Genomic DNA, 23,594 nt, shown 5'->3' on the forward strand with positions numbered 1-23,594 from the left:
CTCAAAAACTACACTTGCCTTGCAATGACATCCAAATGACATCCTTCGAAGTTCCATTCGGAATTTAGTGGTCTTTCATCTCTAGCATCAGATATTTGATAAGATAGTTCTTCCATTTTTTTAACCAGCTCTCTTGCTGAAGAATTATACGTTTTCAAATTAGTGTCATCTAATTCAAAGAACAGAATAGGCTTAAACTTTTTTATTGAATGAATTGCTCCTGCAAGAACGAAAAATTCATAGCCTTCAACATCAACTTTCATAAAATCAATTCTTGAAAGATTCGTATCATTAACATAGTCATCTACCGTTGTCATCGGTACTAAATTTCCTTCTGATTTACTGCTCGCAACACGAGTTGTCCCCAAATTGTGATCATCGTTACATTCCAAACTTACACTTCCCTTTTCTAGCCCCAGAGCAACCTGATTGAAGGTGATATTTTCAAAATGATTGAGTTTGAAATTTTCTTGTAATCTTTCGAAGTTTTTGAAGTTGGGTTCGAAAGCATGCACCTGACCATTGTCACCTACGATCCGTGAGCTTCTATAAGTTACTTCGCCAACATTTGCACCTATATCTAAAACTACATCACCCGGTGAAACATGCTTCAGTAATTTTTCTCTAGCAGGATCGACAAATCCAAAAAATATGAACCAATCAACTAAATCTGATATGTCCAGTGAAAAATTGATTCCGAATCGGTTTACCGATCTAATGGTTTTTGAATTGAATTGATCATGGTTGGGAACTAGTTTGGTCAAAAATCCACCGTATTCCTTCCCGCCGACAAGTTGAAGAATTCGTTTTTCTCCAAGAAGAGAAAAGAAAGCAGTTCTAATAAAATCAAGTGTTCTTTTTCTCATCTTATGAATTTGAAATAAAGGTCGACGTGATTTTGCCACATTCTTTCGAAAGCATACATTTTTGATACTTTCTCATATCCCTTAGCGCCTATTGAGTTACTATCATTTTCAAGCATGTATCGTATTCCATCAGCCAGCCCTTTGCTATCTCCATGCTCCACTAAGTACCCACTTTTTTCATGCTCAATAGCGTCTAGCGCTGATCCTGTTCTTGTAGAGACCAATGGTAACTTATTCATCATAGCTTCTGCAATGACAAAACCAAATGGTTCAAACGAAGCAGCATGAATATAAAAATCCATTATACCATATAGTGAAGGAATCAGGCCTCTTTCAACCCATCCTGTAAAAATTATATGCTTTTCAACGCCTCTCTCTTTTGCAAGTTGTTGAAGCTCCTCCAACTGATCTCCCACTCCTGCAAATAGAAATTTCAATTTCGGATAATCCTCTATTAATAATGCAGCAGCTTCAATGATATATCGATAGCCTTTCCATTCAATCAAACGAGCGACGGTCCCAGCTACAATGCAATCTTGTAGGTCATATTTTTCAATCAGTGATAACCGATCATTCTCAGATTGATCAGTAAATACATCTTCAGGAATGCCATGATGGATCAAATGAAGTTTAGCTGGATTCGCTTTCTCATATTTCAGAATGAAATTTTTATTCTCTTCAGAGATAGCTACAATGTGGGTAGCATTCCAATTATTAAACTTGTCCAAAGGCACACCTTTCTTATTGTAGAAAAAATGAAATCCCGCATCAGCTTTTGTAATTGCTCTAATGGGCACTCGTGCCAAACGGGCTGCCAACAAAGATGTAAGTGCATCATCAAAAAGATGAGAATGTACCACATCAGGCTTTAGTCTTCGAAACAACTTATAGAGCTCAAAAGTGGTGCTTAGGAGAAATCTCTTGCGCTTGCTATCATCAAACTTTACCCAATGGCATTCGCATCCATATTCAGCAACATCTTCTATCATATTAGGTTTTGTTGGATAAAGACAGACAAAGGTGAGTTTCACCTCTTTCTGTTTACTGCACCTTTCAGCAAACCAGTTGAAATATGGAGCTGAAGAATTATTTGCCATTGTAAATACTACGTGCATCAGTTGTGGGTTTTGGACAATTCGATTCCGATTACAATATCAAATAATTTCCTTCTGAAGACATATGGGATTTTCTCCATAAAATTTAACCTATTCAAGTTTACAAATCCGAGCATTCTAAAAATACCGACAAGCGATTTTTTAACTAGTCCTGGATTGTAAAGCTTAATGTAGCTCTCGTAAGTTGGCTTTTTATTAAGCAGTCTTTGAAGTGACAATTGATAGTCTGTGATTCTCTTTGCGTACTGTTCAAAATTTATTTGATCATTATGTATCGATTCAATTTTTGGATCATAGTAGATATCTACTCCACTATTCAGAGCTCTTATACATAAATCCAAATCCTCATTGTCCGTCAAATCCTGATCAAATCCGCCTAGTTGATTGAATAGTTCTTTTGAAAGAGACATATTAGAACTAGAAACGGTCAAGTTCTCAAATGAAATCTTCACCTTTCCTCTTCTTGTTTGGCTCTTTCTCCAAGTTTCTTCCATTTCCAACCTATAACGTTCGAAATGATTGCTTAACGGCTTATTTTCTACCCAGCTTCCGGCGGTAAGCCAAGAATTACGATGATTTTGATGATGTTTAATATGATTGATAATTAAATCGCTATCAGGTATAATATCATCGTCTAAAAAGATCATTAATCCATTTTCCACCTCATTTACCCCACTATTTCTTGCCACTGATCTGCCACTATTTTCCTGATCTATTAAAATAAAATCTTGCAGTGTGGAAAAGTCCTGTTCTTTTAGCCATTCAGACGTATCATCAGAGGAGCCATCTACAACAATGATTAGTTTGAAATCTAAATAGCTCTGCTTTAAGAGAGCATCAATTAAATTATGAATTTTATGTCTCCCATTATAGGTAGGTATGATCACCGAGATATTCAAGATAGGATTTAGTTAGGAAGATTTAGATCTTGAAAAGCTTGGTCAAACTCGGCTACTCTGTGTGACCCAACGTAATAATTAGTAAGTGCATACCTTGTTCCTGCCACTATGGGTCTACCTCTATGTATTCCATGCGTATCTGTTAGAATCACCGTGCCTCTTTTTGCCTCAAAAATTCTAGGAGCTATTCCCAAATCAATGACTTCATTTTCATTGAATCTCCTATTTATATCACTGGGGTTACTCTCAGAATTTTTTAAACATACATTTAATGCTCTTAGTACATTGGAAGTACTGTGAGATTTAGGAATATATTCATAAACTCCGTTTTTCTCCGAAACATCTGTCAAATAAACTATCGCTTTAAACTGATTGGAAAATGCGGAGTCTCTGTGCCAACCGCCGCCGGAACCAAGATTATTCTTTTTGAATTTTAGGTTTCCAGCCAAAGTCATGTAGTTTTTTAGCTTATACCCAAGATATGATTCGCCAATTTGTTGAAGTCTTTTAGACGCAAAGAAATGCTCATGTATAAGTGGTGAAAGATTTTCTATGCCAAATAATCGATGGTCAGAATCTTGATCATCGCTCCATACAAACTGTTGATGCTTCTCAACGCATTGATCTATTTCCGAAATTATTTTATCACAAAGATCAGAATCAAAGAAATCTTCAATCAAGGCAAACCCATTTTTCTTTAATGAATTTATTGCTTCACTATCCACATCCTGGACATTGGGATTTTCTCCTTTCTGCCAATCGAAAATTCGTTCACCTAATATTTTTTGATAGGTTCGAGCTTTCCATTTTATCGTATTGAGACTATCAAGCATAATATTTCAAAGTTATGAACAATTCTGGGCTCATTGCATTTTCTTCGATTGATAGGACTAATTAGCTGTTGAAAGCCAAACTCAAAAGCAACGCTATTAAAAGTGCCATACCGAGATGGACTTTAGTCAACCTAAACTCAAATTGAACTTCATTTTTAACAAGAAGGATTGTCGCAATTGTTAGTGTAATTCTAGTAATCACCATTGCTACGGCAGCACCAAGCAATCCATATTTAGGCAGCAATAATACATTGCTTAATATCATCGCTATTGCAGCAATTAAATTTAATAATGGAGCTTTTTTAAGCTTCTTATAAAAGAATAATGGCTTATTATATACACCATAGTAAAATCTGAATATAAAGCCTACCAATAAAATGGGTATGATCTTCAATGCAGAATGATAGGATTCCGGAGTGAAATTAGTTACAAAATAAGGTGCAGTAAGTGCAATAAATAATACAGATACAATGGTTACCAATCCTAAGACCTTGAAGACCCTATTTGCATTTACTATGGCATTTTGGGGGTCATTTTTTAACTGATCATATAGTTGAGGAACAAGCGCCGAATCCATCGCGATCAAAATTATTTCCATCACAGATGCTATGGTGAAAGCCATGTTGAATATGGCTAATTCCTCCAACGTGAGGTAGTTCTCTATTAACACCCTGTCAAAACCCGTATAGAAGAAAATCAACAAGGAGTATATGATCATCGGGAAGCTATATGGAAAGGCAATTCGTAGAAAGCGAAAATCAAACCTCAGAGGTTTATCCCATAAGAAATAGATCCAACCTACAACAGAAAGAACCCCAGTTGAGATTAATCTACTTTTCAAAACAAATTCGGCATCACCGTCTAGAACTAGAATGGTATAGGATTCTGCTAAGGTCGGCAGTAAAAAAAGCAGTACCGAAAAAACAGCAAATCGAGATAGTTTTTCACCATTTCTGAAGTAAACAAGTATGATTGAATTAAATGCGGAAAAAATCGCCAAACCAATAGCTATGTACCCAAAGGGGTTGAATTCATAGCGTTCATCCTTAAAGATCAATTCAAAAAGAGTATCTCCTTGCCAGAAAGCAACCAAGAACAACAATGATTGAATCGCTATGAAAGCAATGAAAATTGTAGTTATGAATGTTTTAAGAACATTTTCCTTGAACTTAAAATCGAAATAATATCGTGTAAATGCACTATCTAGACCGAATGCTAAAAGGATTGTAAGGAAAGAGAAAACAGTATTTGTCAGGCCGATTATCGCATAGTCTGTCTGGGTTAGAATGTTTACGAAAATTGGAAACAGGATGAATCGTGACATTAATGGTAAAAAGCCCAAAAAGCCATAGACAGCTGTAGATCCTATTAGTTTTTTGTAATTAATCATCCTGAAGAAGTACTTTCAACATTCTTTGAGCACTATTTCCGTCAAGAGGGCCAAGATAGCGATCGCGAATTTTAGAATAATCAATATTTCTATTTGTCAACGATTCTACAGCAGACTCAACTTCATCTAAGGAATAAACAGTCTCTACAAATTGTTCCGCACAAACTGGCATGAGATCTGAAAATGATGATTGCGCATTCTGCGATAATGAAATGAATGGCCGACCAACAAGTAGACAATCCATCACAATACTTGATCCTGCAGATATTGTAACATCAGCAGCATCAATTGCTTCTATTGCAGATATATCTTGGTGATGATAAATTTTCACCCAATCGACATTACATTCGTCCACTGTCTCCTCCACGAGGTGATCTACTTCTAATGGATGTTTTTTTATCAGCAATCCCCACGAATTTTTCTTACAGATATCGATCAACTGTCTTATTTGAAATCTCCTGATGGAATGGTCGAAACCATAACTACTCGCTAATAAGATTACGGTCCCTGAACCAATACCAAATTTTTTTCTGGTATTCAATTGTTCAAACGAAAATGAATGCCAATGATCATACTTAGGGAACCCAACAATATGGTGATTACTCAAGTCATTCCTCTTCTTCCAAATTCGTGATTGATCCGAAGATGGAACAAATTTATGATCAAAGGTTATCCCTTTTTCAAATCGAAAGTCGTCTGTGATATATGAGTAATCTAAAGAATAACTTGGAACACCTAATTTACGAGCTACATTAACCATTATTCTTCCAACTTCGTGATAGCTAATATGGAAGCATTTTGAAGGCTTAATTTCCTCAAAAGCTCTTTCCATAAAGGCAGTTTTTACTTCACTGAGATGTAAATCAAATTTTGCATTAGCAACATTTAAATTTTTCATTTCAGCTTTAATCTGATCTAAAGTGCCCTGTCTTTTCATCCTTGGTGAAGCTTTGAAAGAATCAAGCTTACACACTCTTGCTTCGTCTGGTAATAAATGGGTTATTTCTTCCACTTTATCCAAACCGGAATCTACAACCACCCAAACCACCTCCACTTCTTTTGGAATGAATCCATAAACCTGGCTAATAAGTTCGTGATGATGGATGGAGTCATATAGCAAAAACATCCATCTTATCTTTTCGGGCTTAGAAATTATTCTCTTCCTAGAAACCCAACGATATATTTTAGACTTGAGAAGTTGAAGTAAAAGTTTTTTATGAATACCACTTTTGTAAGTGGTGATTGCTGTAGTAACGTTCTGCAAGTCCTTTGCAAGGGCATAGTCTTCACTAAGCTTTGCTGTGAATTCAGCATCTTCAAAACCTTGCTTTAAAATCTCGAAGAGATTTCTAATTGCATATTTCTTAATCAATTGCTCCTTGACTGATGCATGCAAAAAAGGCATTAATTGATCTTCCCTATTCTCTGGATTAGATTCAATTAAAAAATTCTTCAGTGATTCAATTTCTGTTACAACAGATTCCGAATACTTTAAATTATGGATTAAAAATTGATCATTAATTGAAAGCCTTTTTGCTTCTTCTATGAAGTTTGTTTCTTCAATAGCGGTCAGCGTAAGATCCTTAAGAGGGTTAATAAGGATTTTATTATCACTCTTAGTTTGATCGTAAATTCTACGGCTGTCAGTTAGTAAAATCTTCATCGTAGTAGATCACCATTTTAGGCCTTCTGCCAACTTTGGTGGTCCAAAATAAATATATGGATTTGGATCATCTACAATTTCCGAAAAGTCAGATGTCCATTTACTTATGCCTCTCACGTTAGGGAGGTACATCTTAGTGAAATCTTCGGGTATAAGTTTGAGTAGATCTTCCCAATCTTGATCCTGCTCTCTTAATATTGGAGGATGCACTTCGACTAAAAAATGAGTATTTCTATTTTCAATTAACTCCTTACACCCTCTTAACGCAAATACTTCAGGGCCATCAATATCCATTTTAACTAAAAATGGAGTTCCGTTGGATTTACTGTATTGATCAAGCATGATCGTTTGCCCCACATTTTTATCGCCTGCAAAAACTTCATTGATTTTCCATCGATCTTTTGATCTTGCCGAATTGAATTTCAAAAAGATTGAAATGAAATTTCTTGGTTGAAAACAGTGCATTTCAACATTTCTCTCGAGAGCTCTGATAAGCGAAGGGAAAAAACCATGTGCAGAGCCCACATCAAATACAGTACTATTTTCTTCAACATTGTCTTTTAACCACTTACAAATCTCAGGTTCATGACCATTCTTTTGAGATAGCCGCTGCTCCCAAAGCTTATTGCCAGTATCAATACCCATAGTAATGGTCACACCATCAATTATTTCGCATGTTTTGACAGTCTCAATATTTCTGAGCAAGTAATATTTTTCTATAAGCCTAGGTGGAAGCGAATGATATAAGTCTAGTCTGGACATAAAGTTGATTTCAATTAATCAATCCATCTAACAATTTGAAAAGCCTCTGCTAAAGGTTTGCCTATGGTCATTCCTCGATATTCGGCCAATAACCTGAGCGCCTTCGGAGATCTAGGATGCGGAAAAGCTCTTTTTTCATACTCATAGCACTCCATCGCCGCGATCTTAGCTTTCAATTGTTCTTCAGAAATTGAGAGATACAAATTTGGTCTAAAAATTCTTGAATCCGCAGTAGACTGCCATTCAGTTCCTGAAGGAGTTTCGAAAGTTATTATCCCTGACACTTTTTCAAGTTCCATGGGGCGTGTCGCTGTTAAAACGGCCTGAAAAGTGATTCGGTGATCCACATTCAAATCTCCATGATGATGGGTAATAATAACATCTGGCTGGAATGCTGCTTTCTCTTTCTCGATGACCTTAACTACATCTAGAAGATCAACTGAATCAAAACGATTGTCCGGGAAATCATATGTTGATAGTGATTGATATCCTATGATTTTTTGAGCTTCCAAAATGTTTTTATTGTGAGTGGTTAGTTCACCAGATCTATTCTGAGTATCTCTTTTATCGTCTCTCGAGGTGATCCCCTCACCTAATATGACCACATGAATATGAGAATTATATTCTGTAGCCAACTTATTCAAGGTTCCACCAATACCTAGCAACTCATCATCTGGATGAGCAACTGCCACTAACACTTTTTTATTTTTTAATAATTCTAACATTGGCTTCTACTACTCCATTATCTAACTCCGCATTACGGAATTCTAATTTAAAAAATTCAGTTTCCAAGAATGCATGTGGGTATCCTTCAGCATCTAACATCCTGATGTAATCATAAATAGATTCTACATCTTCCAAATTGGCAATATTGCTCATGGATGGAGTCCTCCTTTTGAATATAACCGGATCTCCAATTTGTTCACTTGGCGTTGGGTTTGAATCGATAATCTCTAATATCATTTCACCGATTAAAACTGTGGCTCTATCAAAAATATCTTGAGCCTTTCCCGACAATGAAAGAGGCTTTTTAAGGTATATGGGACCTGCATCCAATTCTTTAACTACTTGAAGAGCAGACAAAACCGTGTCTTTTTTACCTCTGACAATTAAATTTTGAAGTGGGCTTCCTCCCCTACCATAAGGCAAGTCGGTCATATGAAACACAACACATTCAAATTTTGAATGGATAACATCTGGAATCAACTCAGACCAATGTGGGAAAAATATCTTTTCAGGCTCGGTCTTAGCTAACAATTCAACTAACTCATCTGTAGTATGTACTTGCGCCCATTGATTAGGATAAATTCCTACTAATTTATCATACAGTTTGCTGTGCCAATTCTTATTTGAGGCCAATATGAATTTGACATCCTTCATTCAATATCTTTCCAGTGAAGTGGAGTACCTCGTTCTAGTTTAGATTTAGCAACAGCCCCGTAAACTTGATCAATATATTTTGGTCTTATTCCATCGCCAGGCCTGATAACTCTTACATTCTCTTTAGTAAACTGTTCTCCTTCTTCAATATCCTTAATTACGTAAATGGACCTTTTGAATTTCAAGCTATTTCTTTCTTCTTCTTGAATCCCATAAAATACTTTTCCTTTAGCTTCAAACACGCGTTCTGATTCAATCACCAATTGTTCCAATTCGTGAGGTTCTATTGAAAACGCAGAATCTACGCCTCCATCAGCTCGACTTAATGTAAAGTGCTTTTCAACTACTGTCGCACCTAAAGCTACTGCACCAACAGCTGCTCCTATTCCACCAGTATGATCAGATAATCCGACTTGACAATCAAACAACTCTGACATATGAGGTATGGTCAAAAGATTGGTGTTTTCAGGAGAGGCGGGATAGGAACTCGTACATTTCAACAGAATCAAATCGTTGCATCCATTTTCCCTTAAGGTCTCAACAGCTAATTCCAAGTCACCTCTAGTTGCTAGGCCTGTCGACATAATTACAGGTTTTTTAGTTTGAGCAACTTTTTTAAGCAATGGGATATCGGTGTTTTCGAAGGATGCAATTTTGTATGCATCTACTCCTAATTCTTCCAAAAAATCAACAGATGAATCATCAAACGGAGTACTAAAAATTTCAATCCCTAAACTTCTCGCCTTCTCAAACAAAGGCTTATGCCAATCCCATGGGGTATGAGCTTCTTCGTACAAGTCATAAAGATTGCGTCCTACCCACAAAGATTTCGGGTCATTGATGGTGAATAAACCTCCAGAATGATCAATAGTCATCGTATCTGGAGTGTAGGTCTGTAATTTTACTGCCTGAGCTCCGGCCTTTGCAGCAGCTTCGATTATCTCCATTGCGCGCTCCAATGATTGATTGTGATTGCCTGACATTTCGGCAATAATGAGCGGCTTGTGAGTCTTTCCAACTACTACATTCCCAATTTGAATATCTCCTATTTCTTGACTCATTTGTTTATTCTACTATTATTTTTTTTGGAAAGATACATCTAATGAATTTATCGCTTATATGACCAGATATAGCCTAAAGATTGGAATTAAAACGTCCCTTGTACTTTAATTCAGCAATGGACCAATCCTCAATAGTGTCAATATCTTGTGCATGAAGTGGATTTAATTTAAGATAGCCACTGTTGGCAGAAAACATCTCACCGTGGGATAGCAGTTCCTTACAATTAAACCAGTACCACATTCCTGCATCATGAAAAATTTCTTCAAGGTCTTGGGATCGACTCTGTTGAAATTCGGGCCATTTCATTTCTACTTTATTACCTTCCAATCTAAGTCCCCTCCAAATAGGATAATCAAAAGGAACGACTGGGAATACCGTGCTGAAGCTGCCTTCTTCCAATATTGAGAATCCTTTTTGAATATCATTTTTATCTATTAAAGGCGCTGTTGGATAGATACAGCAACCAAACTTCCATCCTTTGGAGTCTTCACTGTAACATTTAAGTACCTCTTTTATTACATCAAAAGTTGTAGCATAATCATCAGAAGACTTTGGCGAACGCAAAAACGGAATTGATGCTCCGTATGATTCAGCAACTTTAGCAATTTCTTCATCATCAGTAGACACCATTACCTCATCGAAAAGCTCAGATTGAAGAGCAAGTTCAATGGAATAAGCAATAATAGGCTTACCAAGAAAATCCTTGATGTTCTTCCGCGGAATTCGTTTACTACCGCCTCTTGCAGGTATTATCGCTATTTTACTCAAAGAATTCAGTCACTTTATTGATCACAAAATTTTGTTCTTCCTCGGATAGAGTCGGAAACATTGGGAGAGAAAGACACTTACTGTAGTAGTCTTCTGCATTTGGAAAATCCCCAATTTCGAATCCCAATCCTCTGTAATAAGGAAGTGTATGTATCGGTATGTAGTGCACCTGAGCTAGAATTCCATGCGCATGTAAATGATCATAAAGTGCTTTTCGATCTTCTACCTCTATTGTAAACAGATGATATGCATGTTCAAACCCATCCGGAGTATGTTGAAATTTGATAGGAAGATGACCTAATTGATCTCTATACTTTCTTGCTATTCTTCGTCTCTTGCTTAGCCCGTCAGCTGCTTTATTTAATTGACTCAGACCTAATGCACTCTGGAGATCTGTTAATCTATAGTTGTAGCCAAGGTTATGCATCTCGTAGTACCAACCACCGTGATTAGCTTCCATTTCATCTGGATTCTTAGTGATGCCGTGAGTTCTCAGGGTTGTCAATTTCTTGTATAACTCTTCATTATTAGTGGTAATCATTCCTCCTTCACCTGAGGCAATATGCTTTACTGGGTGAAAGGAAAAAATACTTAAATCTGCAAAGTCCCCTGAACCACATTTTGAACGCCCTTTTGTGCTCGGATATGATCCTCCTGGAGCATGGCATGCATCTTCAATAAGCCATAAATCATACTTATCAGCTAATTCTCTAAAAGCTTCCATATCAACTGGCAATCCAGCATAATCGACTGGGATGATTCCTTGAATATTTTCTTTCCCTTCCTTTTTAATTATTTCTTCGCACGACTCAATTGAAAGCACATAAGTTTCTCTGTTGATGTCCGCAAAAATTGGGCTACCACCGGCATAAAGCACACAATTTGCGCTTGCCGCAAAACTTATCGGAGAGGTTATTACTTTTTTGCCTTTCTCGAGACCTAGGGCTAGAGCTGATAAATGTAATGCTGCTGTACCATTTGCAACAGCAACAGCATACTTGCTATTAACATAGCTTGCAAATGCGTTTTCGAATTCAGCAATGCGAGGCCCTTGGGTGAGAAAATCTGAGTTTAACGCATCAATAACAGCGTTAACATCTTCATCAGTTATATTTTGTCTACCATATGGTATGATCTTACGACTCATATTGAGAAATCAGGATCTACATGTTCTTTTATTAGAAGTCTAATCTCCTCAACAGATAGCCATTGATCATTAGTGCCAGAATTGTATTTAAAGCCCAACGGAACCGCTTTGGCCTGCGTTTTAGCTATATATTCTTCTTTGGTATATTGAGCTGACTGCGGTAAAATGGCAAAATATTCGCCAATATCAACCGTACTATATGAATCTGATTCAGTAATCATTTCCTCATGTAGCTTTTCCCCAGGCCGTATACCCACTATTTGTTGTTCACATTCTGGTCCAATTGCAGATGCAACGTCGGTGATTTTGTAAGAAGGAATTTTAGGCACAAAAATCTCTCCTCCAAGAGACTTTTCAAGCGCTGTAAACACAAGCTTTACTCCATCCTTAAGAGAGATATTGAAGCGAGTCATTTCCGGATCAGTAATTGGCAATACTCCTGAATCTTTCTTATTCATGAAGAACGGCATAACGGAACCCCTAGAACCCATTACATTTCCATATCTAACTACGGAGAATCTTATATCCCTTTCTCCCTTAACATTATTGGCAGCTACGAATAATTTATCGGAGCAAAGCTTAGTAGCTCCATACAAGTTAATTGGAGCAGCAGCTTTATCCGTAGAAAGTGCAACAACATTCGTGACATTACTATCTAAGGCCGCTTCAATTACATTTTGAGCACCAAGAACATTGGTTTTTATGCATTCCATTGGATTGTATTCTGCTGCAGGTACTTGCTTCAATGCCGCCGCATGAATAATAATATCGATATTCTCGCAAGCTCTTTTTAGCCTGGTATAATCACGGACATCTCCAATGAAGAACCTAATAGATGGATACTTGTCGCTAGGATAATCTTGAGACATTTCAAACTGCTTCAGCTCATCTCTAGAATAAATCACCATCCTTTTAATACCTGGAAATTGTCGGTATATCTCCCTCGTAAATTCTTTACCGAATGAACCAGTACCTCCAATAAGGAGTATCCTTTTTCCGTTTAGATCTAGCATCTATTTTTTTGTTTTCAAAAATCCAACATCAAATTTATTTATATAGGACCAACCAATAGCTATAGTTGAGGCAAAGAGTGGCAGCATAGGAATCCTGTATCTAACCATAGAACCAAAATTGAAAGTACTTGATCCAACAGCAAATCCAAACACAATAGTAAACAGTATGAAGAAGGATAAAATGGAGTGATTTTTAAACCACAAGATGTTCCATTTTGACTTGATCACAAGCGTTAAATAGAGAAGTAAAAAAACAAAACTCTCTATGGATGAAAATGCCATTAAAATGTTATTTACCTCCCATGGATATGGTCTGAAGATCGAGGTTATAATTGCGTTTGGAGCTATTCGAAGCATGGAATTCCAAGTCCCATCGTGGTCTCCTAAGCTATAAGTAGATCCAGCATCTTTCCCCGTCCAATAAGCAATATCATATGCTGTAATCTGTGACCATTTTGGGATTTCCTCAAGAGAATATCTTGAATTTCCTTCACCGATTTTTAGTGCGACAAAATAAGAAATGGAAATGAACAAAATCACCAAAATGGGTGCTATGAGTAATTTGACAGCCAAAGATCGAATAGCATTGATATTTTTCAAATACAACCAAAAAACGATTGATGGCATCAGCGTGATTAGTACATAGATCTTCACCAAATACACGATATATAGCGAAAAAACCAATAAAATAATCTTATGAGGTCTTACTTTTTTAAACTCAAAAAAATCTATGAATACCCATATAATGATAAATACGCAACCTAAAACCACACTATCCTTGAGTATACCTGATCCCCAAAAAATTATGCTTGGTAGAAAAAGAATTGCACATGCAAGGCTATTAGTTGCTTTAGAATAAATCCTTGTTAGCGATGAATACATCAACCATGAGCTTAGAAAAACGAAAGAACTCAAAATAATGCTTGCTCCCGCATAAGATCTGAATGAAAACAACCCTAAGATTGTTGTGATTCTAACCATTGCAAATGCTGAATCAGATTGAAATAACCATAGCTTAGAAAGCAATAAAAAATTCGAAGGGTTTGACTCTGGATCATAAATCAGAGAAAAACCACTCAATGGATCTTCAATAATCCTATCGATTATGACACATGCATTATTCCAATAATTAAAAGTATCGCCACCCCCGTAGTAAAGTTGATAAATTAAGCCAAGTCCTATAGCACCGACATATTTACCCCATAACGCCGGAAGGAAAAATTTTTTCGTCTTTTCATTTGTGAAGTAGGGACGTACAAATAATGCCACTACAGTAAATAGCATTATATATATTGGAGCGATAATTAAATCAATGAGTCCCATTAATTAAGCATTAGCTTCTTTATGACTTTCCGAAAGACATATTTCAATTTGATATGCAAATTTAGCTGTAAGCTATTTACTGACTTTGATAAGTAAATCGCTACTAAATAGGAATTTAAATTTTCTTTCGCGCAGAGATGAAATCTTCTTTGCTATACTAATTGAAAATGATTTAAACAATCGGCTAATTGGAAATACCGTATGATTCAATCCTTCTATCGAGTTTATACTTAGTCGATCCTTAAATAATTTTTCAATCTCTTTTCTTGAATAATATCTCGTAGAAAAATCTTGACTGATAATTCTTTCTTTCCCTGAAAACAATTTAAAAATTGGTGTCAATATTTTTCTAATGAGAATGTCAATTGAATGGTCATTTGTGAAAGTGACAATGAAAATGCCATTGTCAGATAGTAGATCTGATACCTTTTCAATATGAGACTTCATTTGCATTTCAGTCAAGTAAGTACTCACGCCTAGCATAAAAACCATATCAAACTTCTCATCAAATTTCATCGAGGTGAAGTCTCCTACAAATCGATCTTTTTCTGGAATATTACTTGATTGGAGCATGCCTGAAGAAATATCTGTTGCTGAATAACTCTTAAAATCAGTCCAATTCTTGTCTTGCAAATAATCGTAAAGCGGACCGGTTCCAGCCCCTATGTCTAAAATTGATTTATTCGTAAAGTCCAGACCATGTGTAGCCTTGTCTAGTCGCTCAAAAAAAAAGTAATTGTAAAACTTATCATTCAATTGGTATTTTGATCGATAAGCAGGCGCATGATCATCAAAAAAATCACGAACTAGTTCGCTACTTTCTTTTGTTGATTTGATTGTGTTGGTTTGCATTGTTAAAAGCAAATTTAATGAGCTATTCTTTAGTAACAGGCGGTGCCGGATTTATTGGTGCACACGTCTCTCGCAGTTTACTGCAAAGTGGAAAAAAGGTAATTGTACTCGATGATCTTAGCGGTGGATTTGAGGAAAATGTGCCGGATGATGCAATTTTCATCAAAGGGTCAATTATTGATCATGAACTATTAGAAAAGTTATTTAATGACTATCAGATAGAATATGTATATCACCTTGCGGCGTATGCTGCAGAAGGCTTGAGTCATTTTATTAAACGATTCAACTATACCAACAATTTAACTGGAAGTGTCAATCTGATCAATGAAGCCGTGAAACACAAAGTGAAATGCTTTGTCTTCACTTCATCAATTGCGACGTATGGAGCACTCCCTCCTCCAATGAGAGAGGACATGACACCACAACCAGAAGATCCCTATGGAATAGCAAAGCTTGCTGTAGAAATGGACTTAAAAGTCTCACACGAGATGTTCGGACTAGACTATGTAATCTTCAGACCACACAATGTTTACGGGGAATATCAAAATCTCGGAGATAGGTATAGAAATGTTGTCGGCATTTTCATGAATCAGCTTATGCAGGGAAATCCATTGACCATTTTTGGAGATGGATCGCAAACAAGAGCATTTACATATGTCGGAGACATTGCACCTATAATCGCTAATTGCGTCGATCATATGGAGTGTTATGGAGAAGTATTTAATATTGGTGCTGATAAGGAATACACGGTAAAAGAACTTGCAAGCGCAGTAATTGAAGCAATGGAGTTAAAGAGTGAACTTCGATTTTTGGATGCAAGAAATGAAGTTGTCCATGCACATTCCGATCATTCTAAAATCAAAAAAATATTTGGAGACTACAGTAAAACATCATTGGAAGATGGCCTAAAAGGAATGGTTGGCTGGGCCAAAGCAACAGGTGCAAAGAAGAGTTCCAAATTTGAAAATATTGAGATCACAGAAAAGCTACCTCCTGTATGGTTAGAGGACTAGACGCTATTTGATGAAGTATCGATTTGAAGAAATATCGCACTGCAATATGTGTCAGTCTAAGACAGACTCTCACAAAATCCTAGGAAGGAGATTAAATAAGAGTCAAGGGAAAAACCCAAAAAATAAGATTGGCCTAACTACCACAGTATGTAAATGTTCGAATTGTGGTCTGATATATTCCAATCCGCAACCAATTCCTCTTGACATTCAAGATCATTATGGTGTGCCTCCCGAGGACTATTGGAAAGAAGAATACTTCCAGCAAAACCCCGACTACTTTGTGGGGGAAATAAAGCAATTAAAGCAGTTGATTGATTTCAAAGCTGGCATGAAGTCTTTAGATATTGGAGCAGGTCTAGGTAAGCAAATGCTTGCTTTGGAAAACATAGGATTTGATGCATATGGATTGGAACCTTCCGTAGAATTTCATAAACGAGCGACATCCAAAATGGGTATCAAAGAAGAAAAACTTAAGTTGGGCATGATTGAAGAATTGGAATACGAAGAAAATCAGTTCGATTTTATTTCATTTGGGGTAGTACTCGAGCATCTTTATGATCCTTCAAAAGCATTGGAAAAAGCGATGAAATGGCTAAAAAAGGATGGAATTATTCATATCGAGGTTCCATCGTCAAACTGGTTCATTGGGAAATTGATAAATAAATTTTACAGATTTAAGCTAACCGATTTTGTTGGTAACATAAGCCCGATGCATGAACCATATCACTTGTATGAATTCTCTCTCGAATCTTTCACTGAAAATTCGAAGATTAATCAATTTTCGATCGCTCATTTTGAGTACTATGTTTGCCAAACTTTTTTGCCTAGAGTATTCAATCGTTTTTTAATCCCTTATATGGATCGCACAAATCAGGGAATGCAACTTTGTGTATGGTTAAGAAAGAACTAATAAACATCTCTAATTAAGAGAAATGCCCAAAATTTTATTCCTTACACTACACAGAAAAGAGCGCTCACCAGGTCAAAGATTTAGACATGAGCAATACTTAGATTTTCTTGAAAAGAATGATTTTCAGATTACTTATTCAAACATGTTGTCTGAAAAGCAGGATAAAATATTTTATGGTCCTGGAAATTTAATGGGCAAAGTTGGAGTAGGGATCTCTGCCATCTTCAAGCGACTAAAAGATGTATTTAGAGCCAATCAATTTGATTACATCTTCGTTTATCGTGATGCCTTCTTTTTTGGTATTCTATACGAATGGCTTTTTAAAAAATCAAAGGCCAAATTAGTATTCGACTTTGATGATTCAATCTGGCTACAAGATGAGAGCTCAAATCAATCTGTTTTTCAGAAGCTTAAGAATCCGGCTAAAACAGGTAAGATTATCTCATATTGCGATTTAACAATTGCAGGAAACGATTATTTGGCAAACTATGCAAGCAATCATACAGACAATATCACAATCATCCCTACTACCATAGATCTGGATGAATATAGTCGAGTTGAAATCAAAAAGAGTGAAAAAGTTTGCATTGGATGGAGCGGAAGTTTTTCAACAATTAAACACTTTGAAAGTGCAGTAGAGGCATTAAAAATCATAAAAGATAAATATCACGACAAGGTGTATTTCAAGGTAATCGGCGATGGGAATTATGCGAATCAAGAACTTGACATTAAGGGCTTGCCATGGAAGGCTCAAACTGAAGTTTCTGATCTTTGCGAAATCGATATTGGCATAATGCCACTCCCAGACGATGATTGGAGTAAAGGTAAATGCGGACTCAAAGGACTACAATACATGGCACTGGAAATCCCAACCATCATGTCTCCTGTGGGAGTAAATTCGGATATTATAAATAGTGGAGAGAACGGATTTCTTGCAGGCACCACTGAAGAATGGGTTGAAAAACTCTCTTTATTAATCGAAGATTCCCAATTGAGAATGAAGGTAGGTAAAGCAGGCAGGTCTACTGTGGAAAAAGAATACAGCGTTGACGTCAATAAAGACAAATGGCTAAGCGCGTTCCAATTTTAGATTTTCTTTAGCCGCTCTCTTGCTTCCTTATGGGCAGAGTGTTTCCGTTTTGCGGATTTTTTCACGGCCTTATAGTACTCCTTGGCAAGTTCAATTTCTCCTTCTTTCTCTGCGATCTGACCTAGGTGCACCAATGAAAAGAAATAATATCCCATTTTGGTGGCTTGAGCTTGTTCAGAATACACAAGACCTCTTTCGAAGTACTTTTTTGCCTCTGCATACTTTCTTCTGATTTGATTTACGTGCCCCAAATAAAAACACGCATATCTACCACTATTTGCTTCATATCCAACCTGCATGCTATCTATCCGCTGTAATATTTCTAGAGAGACTTTTTCAGTCTGCTGATATTTACCTGATTGATAAAGTAATCGTGCATAGTAGCGATGAAAATAGGCATTACCCGGAAACTGACTATTCAGATACTGCCCTACCTGTAGTGCTCCAGAAATATCTTTTTCTTCCGTTGCCAGTATTCGCATCAGGTAATATTGAGCTTCAGTACGTGAATAAAAAGCATTTCTTGCCACATCTTTAAGCTGTTCTATTCCCTTTTTCTTATCTCCTTTTGGGAAAAACATCATAATAGGTCTTAGCAGTGGATACTCTTCTCTAATCCATTCTGCGTAGTAATTGAATAACGCATCACCAAATAGTAGTTCTGGACTATACTCTTCATATCCCTTACATTCACCCAAATACTTCAAAGATTTACTTCCTGCGAATGCAGCCTTACGATATTCTCTCCTTTCTGAATATAATCTCCCCTCAAATGCATATGCGGCAGCTAAAAAGAAAGCTCCCTCAATTTCATTATAGTTTTCTTTTACATTTTCTGCTAGTGCTTTTGTAGTATCCATGTAAGCCAAAAATTCTTTATCCCACGTCTCATTATTGTAGTCCGGAACAATCCTCCACCAATAATTGAGTCCTTTGAGTAAGTATGGCAATGGGTGCCATGGATAGGTATTTTGAAGGTAGTTGAAATGACTGTGAGCCTTTTCAAACTCAAAATTGTACATGGAATTGATTGCTTCAGTCGATTCAATCTGAATAAATGGATTGACAAGCAAACTATACCTCACGCTATCGCCATCCGCCTGTTCATCCTGCCGTTGGGCATACAGTCCCGTCGAGAGTAGGATTAAGACGTACATGATAATATTTTTGGCTCTTAATTGCATTTATCGCAAATCTAAATGACGGATCGTTTAAGCAAGTACAGAAAACAGTTTCTCGAAGAGTGGTTTGAATTCAACGGAGTTGGGATGTTCTTAATTATATGTCTCACCTATATAGCCTTACTTTTCGTCAAGAGAATTTTTATCATAGACACAATTGCGGCCTTTGAGGTTTTAAATGAGCGCGGTGATATTTGGGTTTTTGATATCATTTATGGAATTCAGTACTTAAGTGTTCCAATTTTTCTTGCATGGAAATGGACCTGGACAACGCTAACACTTTGGATTGGCTGCTTCATGTTTGGCTACAGATTACATTTCAATCAGTTATGGAAAATGGTAATGCTTGCTGAAATATTCTTTTTCCTTCCAGAGATTACCAAAGTTTTGTGGTTCACCCTGTTTTACACAGATCCTAACTACAACGACTATATGGCATTTTATCCATTTTCTCTAATTAACCTATTTGATTACGCGCAGGTTTCGGCAAATTGGCACTACCCTTTAAAATCAATCAACTTATTTGAAATTCTCTATTGGCCTGTACTAATTTTTGGGATCTATTTTTTAAGCGGAAAGAAGTTGAAAATCTCTGCATACATAGTTGCAAGCACCTATATCCTGTTCTTTATCATCTGGTTATTCTTCTACGCTGCTGTTTATTGATAAAAGATGTTAAATGAATCATCTTGAGATCAAACAGATCCGTATAAACGAAGAAATTTATAAAGAGTAATTTCAATTCATTGCAAACCAATGAGTTATTCTAAATCATCGGACCAGATAACACAATATCTACTGGTTAATTGCTAATTTCGCCCCTCACATAATATCAAATATGGGATACCAAAAGATAAACATCATTACCGGCTGGATTGCTTTCTTAATTGCATTGGTCACTTATTGCCTCACAGTTGAACCAACAGCCAGCTTCTGGGATGCAGGTGAATTCATTGCTTGCTCATATAAGCTAGAAGTTCCACACCCTCCAGGTGCTCCTTTCTTCCTATTGACTGGTCGAATGTTTTCAATGCTCGCTGGAGGAGATGTTACTCAAGTCGCTTTCTGGGTAAATATGCTCAGTGTTTTTAGTAGTGCATTCTTCGTACTATTTATTTTTTGGTCAATCACACACCTTGCTAAGCGAGTACTTAAAGTAAAAAATGGTGAGGAGTCACTAGCAGATACAATAGCCATAATGGGCACAGGATTGGTTGGAGCATTAGCTTGTACTTTCTCCGATTCCTTCTGGTTTTCTGCTGTAGAGGCAGAGGTATATGGAATGTCTGCATTCTTTACATCTTTTGTGTTCTGGGCCATTTTGAAATGGGAAAATTTATCTGAAGAACAAGATCGGGCTCGATGGCTTATTCTCATCGCATATATGATGGGACTTTCAATTGGAGTTCACTTATTGAACTTAGTTGCAATACCAGTTTTAGGGTTGATCGTCTATTTCAAATATTATGAAAAGGTGACCAAGAAAGGGATCATTTATACAATGATCATTTCTGCTGCTATCGTACTTATTGTGCTTGAAGGTGTAATACCGGGTCTTCCATCCATTGCAGGAAAAATTGAAATTTTCTTTGTTAACAGCTTAGGGCTTCCATTTGGATCAGGTGTGATTTTCTTCGGCTTACTTGTTATCGGAGGGCTAGCTTATGGAATACACTTCTCAATCAAGAACAACAAATACGTTCTAAACACTTCATTACTAGCTCTCGCATTCATTCTTATCGGATACTCATCTTATGCAATTGCAGTTATAAGAAGTAATTACAACCCGCCGATAGATGAGAATAATCCGGAAGAAATCATCTCTTTCGTTTCTTACTTGAAAAGAGAACAGTATGGAAGTCGACCACTATTCAAAGGGCCATATTATACGGCTGACTTAATTGCTAATAATCAGGGTGCTCCTGTTTACATGAGAGGTGAAGATGAATATGTCATCAAGGATTATAAAGTCACTCAAGAGTGGGATCCGAAGCACACTACCATTTTGCCAAGAATGTACAGTTCGGATGCCAATCATATTCGAAAATATCGTCAAGTTACTGGGCTGAAAGAAGGTCAAAAACCAAGTTGGGGAGATAACTTCTACTACCTTATTGTCCATCAACTAGGACATCAATATTTCAGATACTTCATGTGGAATTTTTCTGGAAGGGAAAGTGACATTCAAGGAGCTGGATGGGTTGGCATATTGGATGCTTTTGAAACTCTTCCAGAAATGCTCGAAACTAACAAGGGAAGAAACATCTATTTTGGACTACCATTACTGCTTGGTCTTTTTGGCATGTTTATCCAATACAAAAAAGATGTCAAGCTCTTCTCTGCTACTGCTTTACTTTTCTTTATGACTGGTATTGCGATCGTATTGTATCTCAATACACCGCCGATTGAACCTAGGGAACGAGATTATATCTATGCTGGATCGTTTTACATCTTCACAATATGGGTAGGCTTTGGAGTACTAGCTCTTTACGATCTTCTTAAGAACATATCTAAAGAGAAGAAAATTGCTGCAGTACTTGCTTCCATATTAGGACTCACAATTCCAGTGCTTATGGCTAGTGAAAACTGGGATGATCATGACCGGTCAGACAGGTACTTCTCTGTAGATGCCGCTAAAAACTACCTTTCTACAGTTGCTCCAAATGGTGTAATATTTACCGGTGGTGACAATGACACTTTCCCTCTATGGTATGCCCAAGAAGTGGAAGGATTTAGAACGGATGTTCGAGTGCTAGTTTTTAGTTACTATAACACCGATTGGTATATTCAACAATCTGCAAGAAGTGCGTATGAATCAGCTCCACTTCCTTACGGGCTAGATGTAAGACTATATCAACAAGGTGGAATGAATGATTACCTTCCAGTTTTTGAAAGAGAAGAATTGAAAGGAAATGCGATAAATGCTGAAATCTTACTTCAATTCATTGCCGATGAAAATCCTGGACTTCAGATTCAAGCCAACAGCTACACAGTCTATAATTCAATTCCGGCAAAAACACTGTTCATTGATGTAGATCGATCTAAGGCTGAACAAATTGTGCCTGAAGACATGCATGACAACATCGTTGATAGAATGGTGTTAAGAATCAAAGGTAGAGGCCTAGAAAAGAAAGATCTAGCGTTTCTTGACCTTTTAGTAAACACTAATTGGGAACGTCCGATTTACCTCAACAACACTTCCATTTCTCAATTAAATCTAGACTTGAGAAACTATGTTGTGCAGGAAGGAATGGCTTATAGAGTAGTTCCAGCTTTTAATGAAGATGCAAGAGCAGGCTATCCAGTAAATACTGATGCCATGTATGACAATGTTATGAACAAGTTTACCTGGACCAACCTTGACGACCCTAGCGTTTATTACAGTCAAGATTATTTAGGCTTTGTTCTTAATTCAAGATCTACTTTTAATACCCTGGCAGAAAACTTAATCGAAGAAGGTGATTATGCAAGAGCGGCAGAGGTTTTAAAAAGATGTTTGGAGGTAATGCCAAATGAAGCAGTAGCCTTTGACATTTTCAGCATGCAGCAAGTAGATTTATTCCTGCAGGTAGGAGAGCCAGAACTGGCAGATCATATTGCTGAAGTAACCACCACCAATGCTTCAAAATGGTTAGACTACTATTTCGCAGGAGATAGGACAAGCACAGATGAATTGCAAAGGCAGATTATTTCCCTTAACGAGGTGGCACGAGCATATAGAGCAAATGGCGTTAGAGAGAAGGCTGCTCAATACGAAGAGTTATTTAATAAATACTATACACAGCTAGAGGCTGACAGATAACCAAGAAATAAAAGTGAATTTGAAAGACCTTCAACGAAAGTTGGAGGTTTTTTTGTGCTCAAAAAAAAATTAACGCTTGAGAAACTTGTAAGCTTTTTTAAATCGCTTCTCTTCATCTTTCACAACAAGGAAGTAATATCCAGTGGCTAAATCTTTAACCTGAATTTTATACTTTCCTATACCAACTTCTTCTGGTTTTATTTGAAGCTTGTTTCCAATCATTGAATTCAATTCAAACTCGGCATTCTCAAACTTGCCATCTATTTGGATCATGATGAACTCAACTGCAGGATTGGGATAGATGCTTATATCAGCATCTTGCGCAAGGTTTGATCCCTCCTGTGCGAAGGAAGCGCCGCAAAGAAAAAGGGCGAACGTTAGTATGATCAGTTTATTGCGCATTGTTAGTATACAAATTACGGAATTTTTTTCATATTGTTCCTAATGCTCCTAAAATAATAATCGTTAATTAACGTTAACCAGGCCATTTCGCATTGGATTTTTCAGGGAAATAATTGATTCTAA

At 36.8% G+C, this 23,594-nt stretch carries 22 protein-coding genes; 5 read left to right on the top strand and 17 right to left on the bottom strand.

The window, feature by feature from the left end:
* Positions 1–8 precede the first annotated feature (8 nt).
* From ACY650_RS04635 to ACY650_RS04705, 15 genes are all read right to left on the bottom strand, one after another.
* On the bottom strand, positions 9–866 hold the full coding sequence (locus tag ACY650_RS04635; protein WP_462252218.1) for an FkbM family methyltransferase: 858 nt from the start codon (positions 864–866) through the stop codon (positions 9–11).
* Positions 863–1,981, bottom strand: a complete 1,119-nt coding sequence (locus ACY650_RS04640; RefSeq protein ID WP_462252220.1) for a glycosyltransferase family 4 protein — start codon at positions 1,979–1,981, stop codon at positions 863–865. The genes ACY650_RS04635 and ACY650_RS04640 overlap by 4 nt, the downstream gene beginning before the upstream one ends.
* Positions 1,981–2,880, bottom strand: coding sequence for a glycosyltransferase family 2 protein (locus tag ACY650_RS04645; protein ID WP_462252222.1), 900 nt, complete (start codon positions 2,878–2,880; stop codon positions 1,981–1,983). Before ACY650_RS04645 ends, ACY650_RS04640 begins: the two co-directional genes overlap by 1 nt.
* A gap of 8 nt (positions 2,881–2,888) precedes the next feature.
* On the bottom strand, positions 2,889–3,713 hold the full coding sequence (locus ACY650_RS04650) for a phytanoyl-CoA dioxygenase family protein (RefSeq protein WP_462252224.1): 825 nt from the start codon (positions 3,711–3,713) through the stop codon (positions 2,889–2,891).
* A 61-nt stretch (positions 3,714–3,774) separates the two neighbouring features.
* The gene (locus ACY650_RS04655) at positions 3,775–5,103 is read right to left on the bottom strand and encodes a lipopolysaccharide biosynthesis protein (protein ID WP_462252226.1); all 1,329 of its coding nucleotides are present in this window, start codon (positions 5,101–5,103) and stop codon (positions 3,775–3,777) included.
* Positions 5,096–6,766, bottom strand: coding sequence for a hypothetical protein (locus ACY650_RS04660; protein WP_462252228.1), 1,671 nt, complete (start codon positions 6,764–6,766; stop codon positions 5,096–5,098). Before ACY650_RS04660 ends, ACY650_RS04655 begins: the two co-directional genes overlap by 8 nt.
* 9 nt (positions 6,767–6,775) lie before the next feature.
* Complete coding sequence (locus tag ACY650_RS04665; RefSeq protein ID WP_462252230.1) at positions 6,776–7,528, bottom strand: class I SAM-dependent methyltransferase; 753 nt, start codon at positions 7,526–7,528, stop codon at positions 6,776–6,778.
* A 14-nt stretch (positions 7,529–7,542) separates the two neighbouring features.
* Positions 7,543–8,253: a PIG-L deacetylase family protein gene (locus ACY650_RS04670; RefSeq protein ID WP_462252232.1), complete on the bottom strand. Its 711-nt coding sequence runs from the start codon at positions 8,251–8,253 to the stop codon at positions 7,543–7,545.
* On the bottom strand, positions 8,231–8,908 hold the full coding sequence (locus ACY650_RS04675; protein WP_462252234.1) for a formyl transferase: 678 nt from the start codon (positions 8,906–8,908) through the stop codon (positions 8,231–8,233). Before ACY650_RS04675 ends, ACY650_RS04670 begins: the two co-directional genes overlap by 23 nt.
* Positions 8,905–9,969 (bottom strand): pseudaminic acid synthase, encoded by a 1,065-nt coding sequence (pseI, locus tag ACY650_RS04680; RefSeq protein ID WP_462252236.1) that lies wholly within the window; start codon positions 9,967–9,969, stop codon positions 8,905–8,907. Before pseI ends, ACY650_RS04675 begins: the two co-directional genes overlap by 4 nt.
* A 73-nt stretch (positions 9,970–10,042) precedes the next feature.
* Positions 10,043–10,738: a pseudaminic acid cytidylyltransferase gene (gene pseF, locus ACY650_RS04685; protein WP_462252238.1), complete on the bottom strand. Its 696-nt coding sequence runs from the start codon at positions 10,736–10,738 to the stop codon at positions 10,043–10,045.
* The gene (gene pseC / locus ACY650_RS04690) at positions 10,731–11,885 is read right to left on the bottom strand and encodes a UDP-4-amino-4,6-dideoxy-N-acetyl-beta-L-altrosamine transaminase (protein WP_462252240.1); all 1,155 of its coding nucleotides are present in this window, start codon (positions 11,883–11,885) and stop codon (positions 10,731–10,733) included. Before pseC ends, pseF begins: the two co-directional genes overlap by 8 nt.
* Positions 11,882–12,898, bottom strand: coding sequence for a UDP-N-acetylglucosamine 4,6-dehydratase (inverting) (gene pseB, locus ACY650_RS04695; protein WP_462252242.1), 1,017 nt, complete (start codon positions 12,896–12,898; stop codon positions 11,882–11,884). Before pseB ends, pseC begins: the two co-directional genes overlap by 4 nt.
* The gene (locus tag ACY650_RS04700; protein ID WP_462252244.1) at positions 12,899–14,221 is read right to left on the bottom strand and encodes a hypothetical protein; all 1,323 of its coding nucleotides are present in this window, start codon (positions 14,219–14,221) and stop codon (positions 12,899–12,901) included. It abuts the gene before it with no gap.
* 72 nt (positions 14,222–14,293) lie between these two features.
* The gene (locus ACY650_RS04705) at positions 14,294–15,073 is read right to left on the bottom strand and encodes a methyltransferase (RefSeq protein ID WP_462252246.1); all 780 of its coding nucleotides are present in this window, start codon (positions 15,071–15,073) and stop codon (positions 14,294–14,296) included.
* 17 nt (positions 15,074–15,090) lie between these two features.
* Here ACY650_RS04705 and ACY650_RS04710 point away from each other — a divergent pair, with 17 nt between their 5' ends.
* From ACY650_RS04710 to ACY650_RS04720, 3 genes are read left to right on the top strand one after another with little or no spacing between them, the layout of a single operon-like run.
* Positions 15,091–16,086 (top strand): NAD-dependent epimerase/dehydratase family protein, encoded by a 996-nt coding sequence (locus ACY650_RS04710; RefSeq protein ID WP_462252248.1) that lies wholly within the window; start codon positions 15,091–15,093, stop codon positions 16,084–16,086.
* A 10-nt stretch (positions 16,087–16,096) separates the two neighbouring features.
* Complete coding sequence (locus tag ACY650_RS04715) at positions 16,097–16,996, top strand: class I SAM-dependent methyltransferase (protein WP_462252250.1); 900 nt, start codon at positions 16,097–16,099, stop codon at positions 16,994–16,996.
* 22 nt (positions 16,997–17,018) lie between these two features.
* Positions 17,019–18,086, top strand: a complete 1,068-nt coding sequence (locus tag ACY650_RS04720) for a glycosyltransferase family 4 protein (RefSeq protein ID WP_462252252.1) — start codon at positions 17,019–17,021, stop codon at positions 18,084–18,086.
* Here ACY650_RS04720 and ACY650_RS04725 read toward each other — a convergent pair.
* On the bottom strand, positions 18,083–19,243 hold the full coding sequence (locus ACY650_RS04725) for a tetratricopeptide repeat protein (RefSeq protein WP_462252254.1): 1,161 nt from the start codon (positions 19,241–19,243) through the stop codon (positions 18,083–18,085). The two genes, ACY650_RS04720 and ACY650_RS04725, sit on opposite strands and share 4 nt — an antisense overlap.
* A gap of 42 nt (positions 19,244–19,285) precedes the next feature.
* Between ACY650_RS04725 and ACY650_RS04730 the strand changes: the two genes are divergently transcribed.
* Positions 19,286–19,933: a hypothetical protein gene (locus ACY650_RS04730; protein WP_462252256.1), complete on the top strand. Its 648-nt coding sequence runs from the start codon at positions 19,286–19,288 to the stop codon at positions 19,931–19,933.
* 172 nt (positions 19,934–20,105) lie between these two features.
* A complete protein-coding gene (locus tag ACY650_RS04735) occupies positions 20,106–23,069 on the top strand; it encodes a glycosyltransferase family 117 protein (RefSeq protein ID WP_462252258.1) in 2,964 nt (987 codons plus the stop codon).
* 69 nt (positions 23,070–23,138) lie between these two features.
* Here ACY650_RS04735 and ACY650_RS04740 read toward each other — a convergent pair whose 3' ends face one another.
* A complete protein-coding gene (locus ACY650_RS04740) occupies positions 23,139–23,471 on the bottom strand; it encodes a T9SS type A sorting domain-containing protein (protein ID WP_462252260.1) in 333 nt (110 codons plus the stop codon).
* Positions 23,472–23,594 lie beyond the last annotated feature (123 nt).

It is taken from the genome of Ekhidna sp. (assembly GCF_963691765.1).
In the GTDB taxonomy this organism is placed as follows: Bacteria; Bacteroidota; Bacteroidia; order Cytophagales; family Cyclobacteriaceae; genus Ekhidna.

Excerpts from the sequence above, each read along its gene's own strand:
- ACY650_RS04720 (WP_462252252.1), top strand. The coding sequence starts at position 17,019 with ATGCCCAAAATTTTATTCCTTACACTACACAGAAAAGAGCGCTCACCA.
- ACY650_RS04725 (WP_462252254.1), bottom strand. The coding sequence starts at position 19,243 with ATGTACGTCTTAATCCTACTCTCGACGGGACTGTATGCCCAACGGCAG.
- ACY650_RS04710 (WP_462252248.1), top strand. The coding sequence starts at position 15,091 with ATGAGCTATTCTTTAGTAACAGGCGGTGCCGGATTTATTGGTGCACAC.
- ACY650_RS04650 (WP_462252224.1), bottom strand. The coding sequence starts at position 3,713 with ATGCTTGATAGTCTCAATACGATAAAATGGAAAGCTCGAACCTATCAA.
- ACY650_RS04730 (WP_462252256.1), top strand. The coding sequence starts at position 19,286 with ATGACGGATCGTTTAAGCAAGTACAGAAAACAGTTTCTCGAAGAGTGG.
- pseI (WP_462252236.1), bottom strand. The coding sequence starts at position 9,969 with ATGAGTCAAGAAATAGGAGATATTCAAATTGGGAATGTAGTAGTTGGA.
- ACY650_RS04700 (WP_462252244.1), bottom strand. The coding sequence starts at position 14,221 with ATGGGACTCATTGATTTAATTATCGCTCCAATATATATAATGCTATTT.
- ACY650_RS04670 (WP_462252232.1), bottom strand. The coding sequence starts at position 8,253 with ATGTTAGAATTATTAAAAAATAAAAAAGTGTTAGTGGCAGTTGCTCAT.
- ACY650_RS04655 (WP_462252226.1), bottom strand. The coding sequence starts at position 5,103 with ATGATTAATTACAAAAAACTAATAGGATCTACAGCTGTCTATGGCTTT.
- ACY650_RS04640 (WP_462252220.1), bottom strand. The coding sequence starts at position 1,981 with ATGCACGTAGTATTTACAATGGCAAATAATTCTTCAGCTCCATATTTC.
- ACY650_RS04665 (WP_462252230.1), bottom strand. The coding sequence starts at position 7,528 with ATGTCCAGACTAGACTTATATCATTCGCTTCCACCTAGGCTTATAGAA.
- pseC (WP_462252240.1), bottom strand. The coding sequence starts at position 11,885 with ATGAGTCGTAAGATCATACCATATGGTAGACAAAATATAACTGATGAA.
- ACY650_RS04705 (WP_462252246.1), bottom strand. The coding sequence starts at position 15,073 with ATGCAAACCAACACAATCAAATCAACAAAAGAAAGTAGCGAACTAGTT.
- ACY650_RS04660 (WP_462252228.1), bottom strand. The coding sequence starts at position 6,766 with ATGAAGATTTTACTAACTGACAGCCGTAGAATTTACGATCAAACTAAG.
- pseB (WP_462252242.1), bottom strand. The coding sequence starts at position 12,898 with ATGCTAGATCTAAACGGAAAAAGGATACTCCTTATTGGAGGTACTGGT.
- ACY650_RS04740 (WP_462252260.1), bottom strand. The coding sequence starts at position 23,471 with ATGCGCAATAAACTGATCATACTAACGTTCGCCCTTTTTCTTTGCGGC.
- ACY650_RS04735 (WP_462252258.1), top strand. The coding sequence starts at position 20,106 with ATGGGATACCAAAAGATAAACATCATTACCGGCTGGATTGCTTTCTTA.
- ACY650_RS04635 (WP_462252218.1), bottom strand. The coding sequence starts at position 866 with ATGAGAAAAAGAACACTTGATTTTATTAGAACTGCTTTCTTTTCTCTT.
- ACY650_RS04715 (WP_462252250.1), top strand. The coding sequence starts at position 16,097 with ATGAAGTATCGATTTGAAGAAATATCGCACTGCAATATGTGTCAGTCT.
- ACY650_RS04675 (WP_462252234.1), bottom strand. The coding sequence starts at position 8,908 with ATGAAGGATGTCAAATTCATATTGGCCTCAAATAAGAATTGGCACAGC.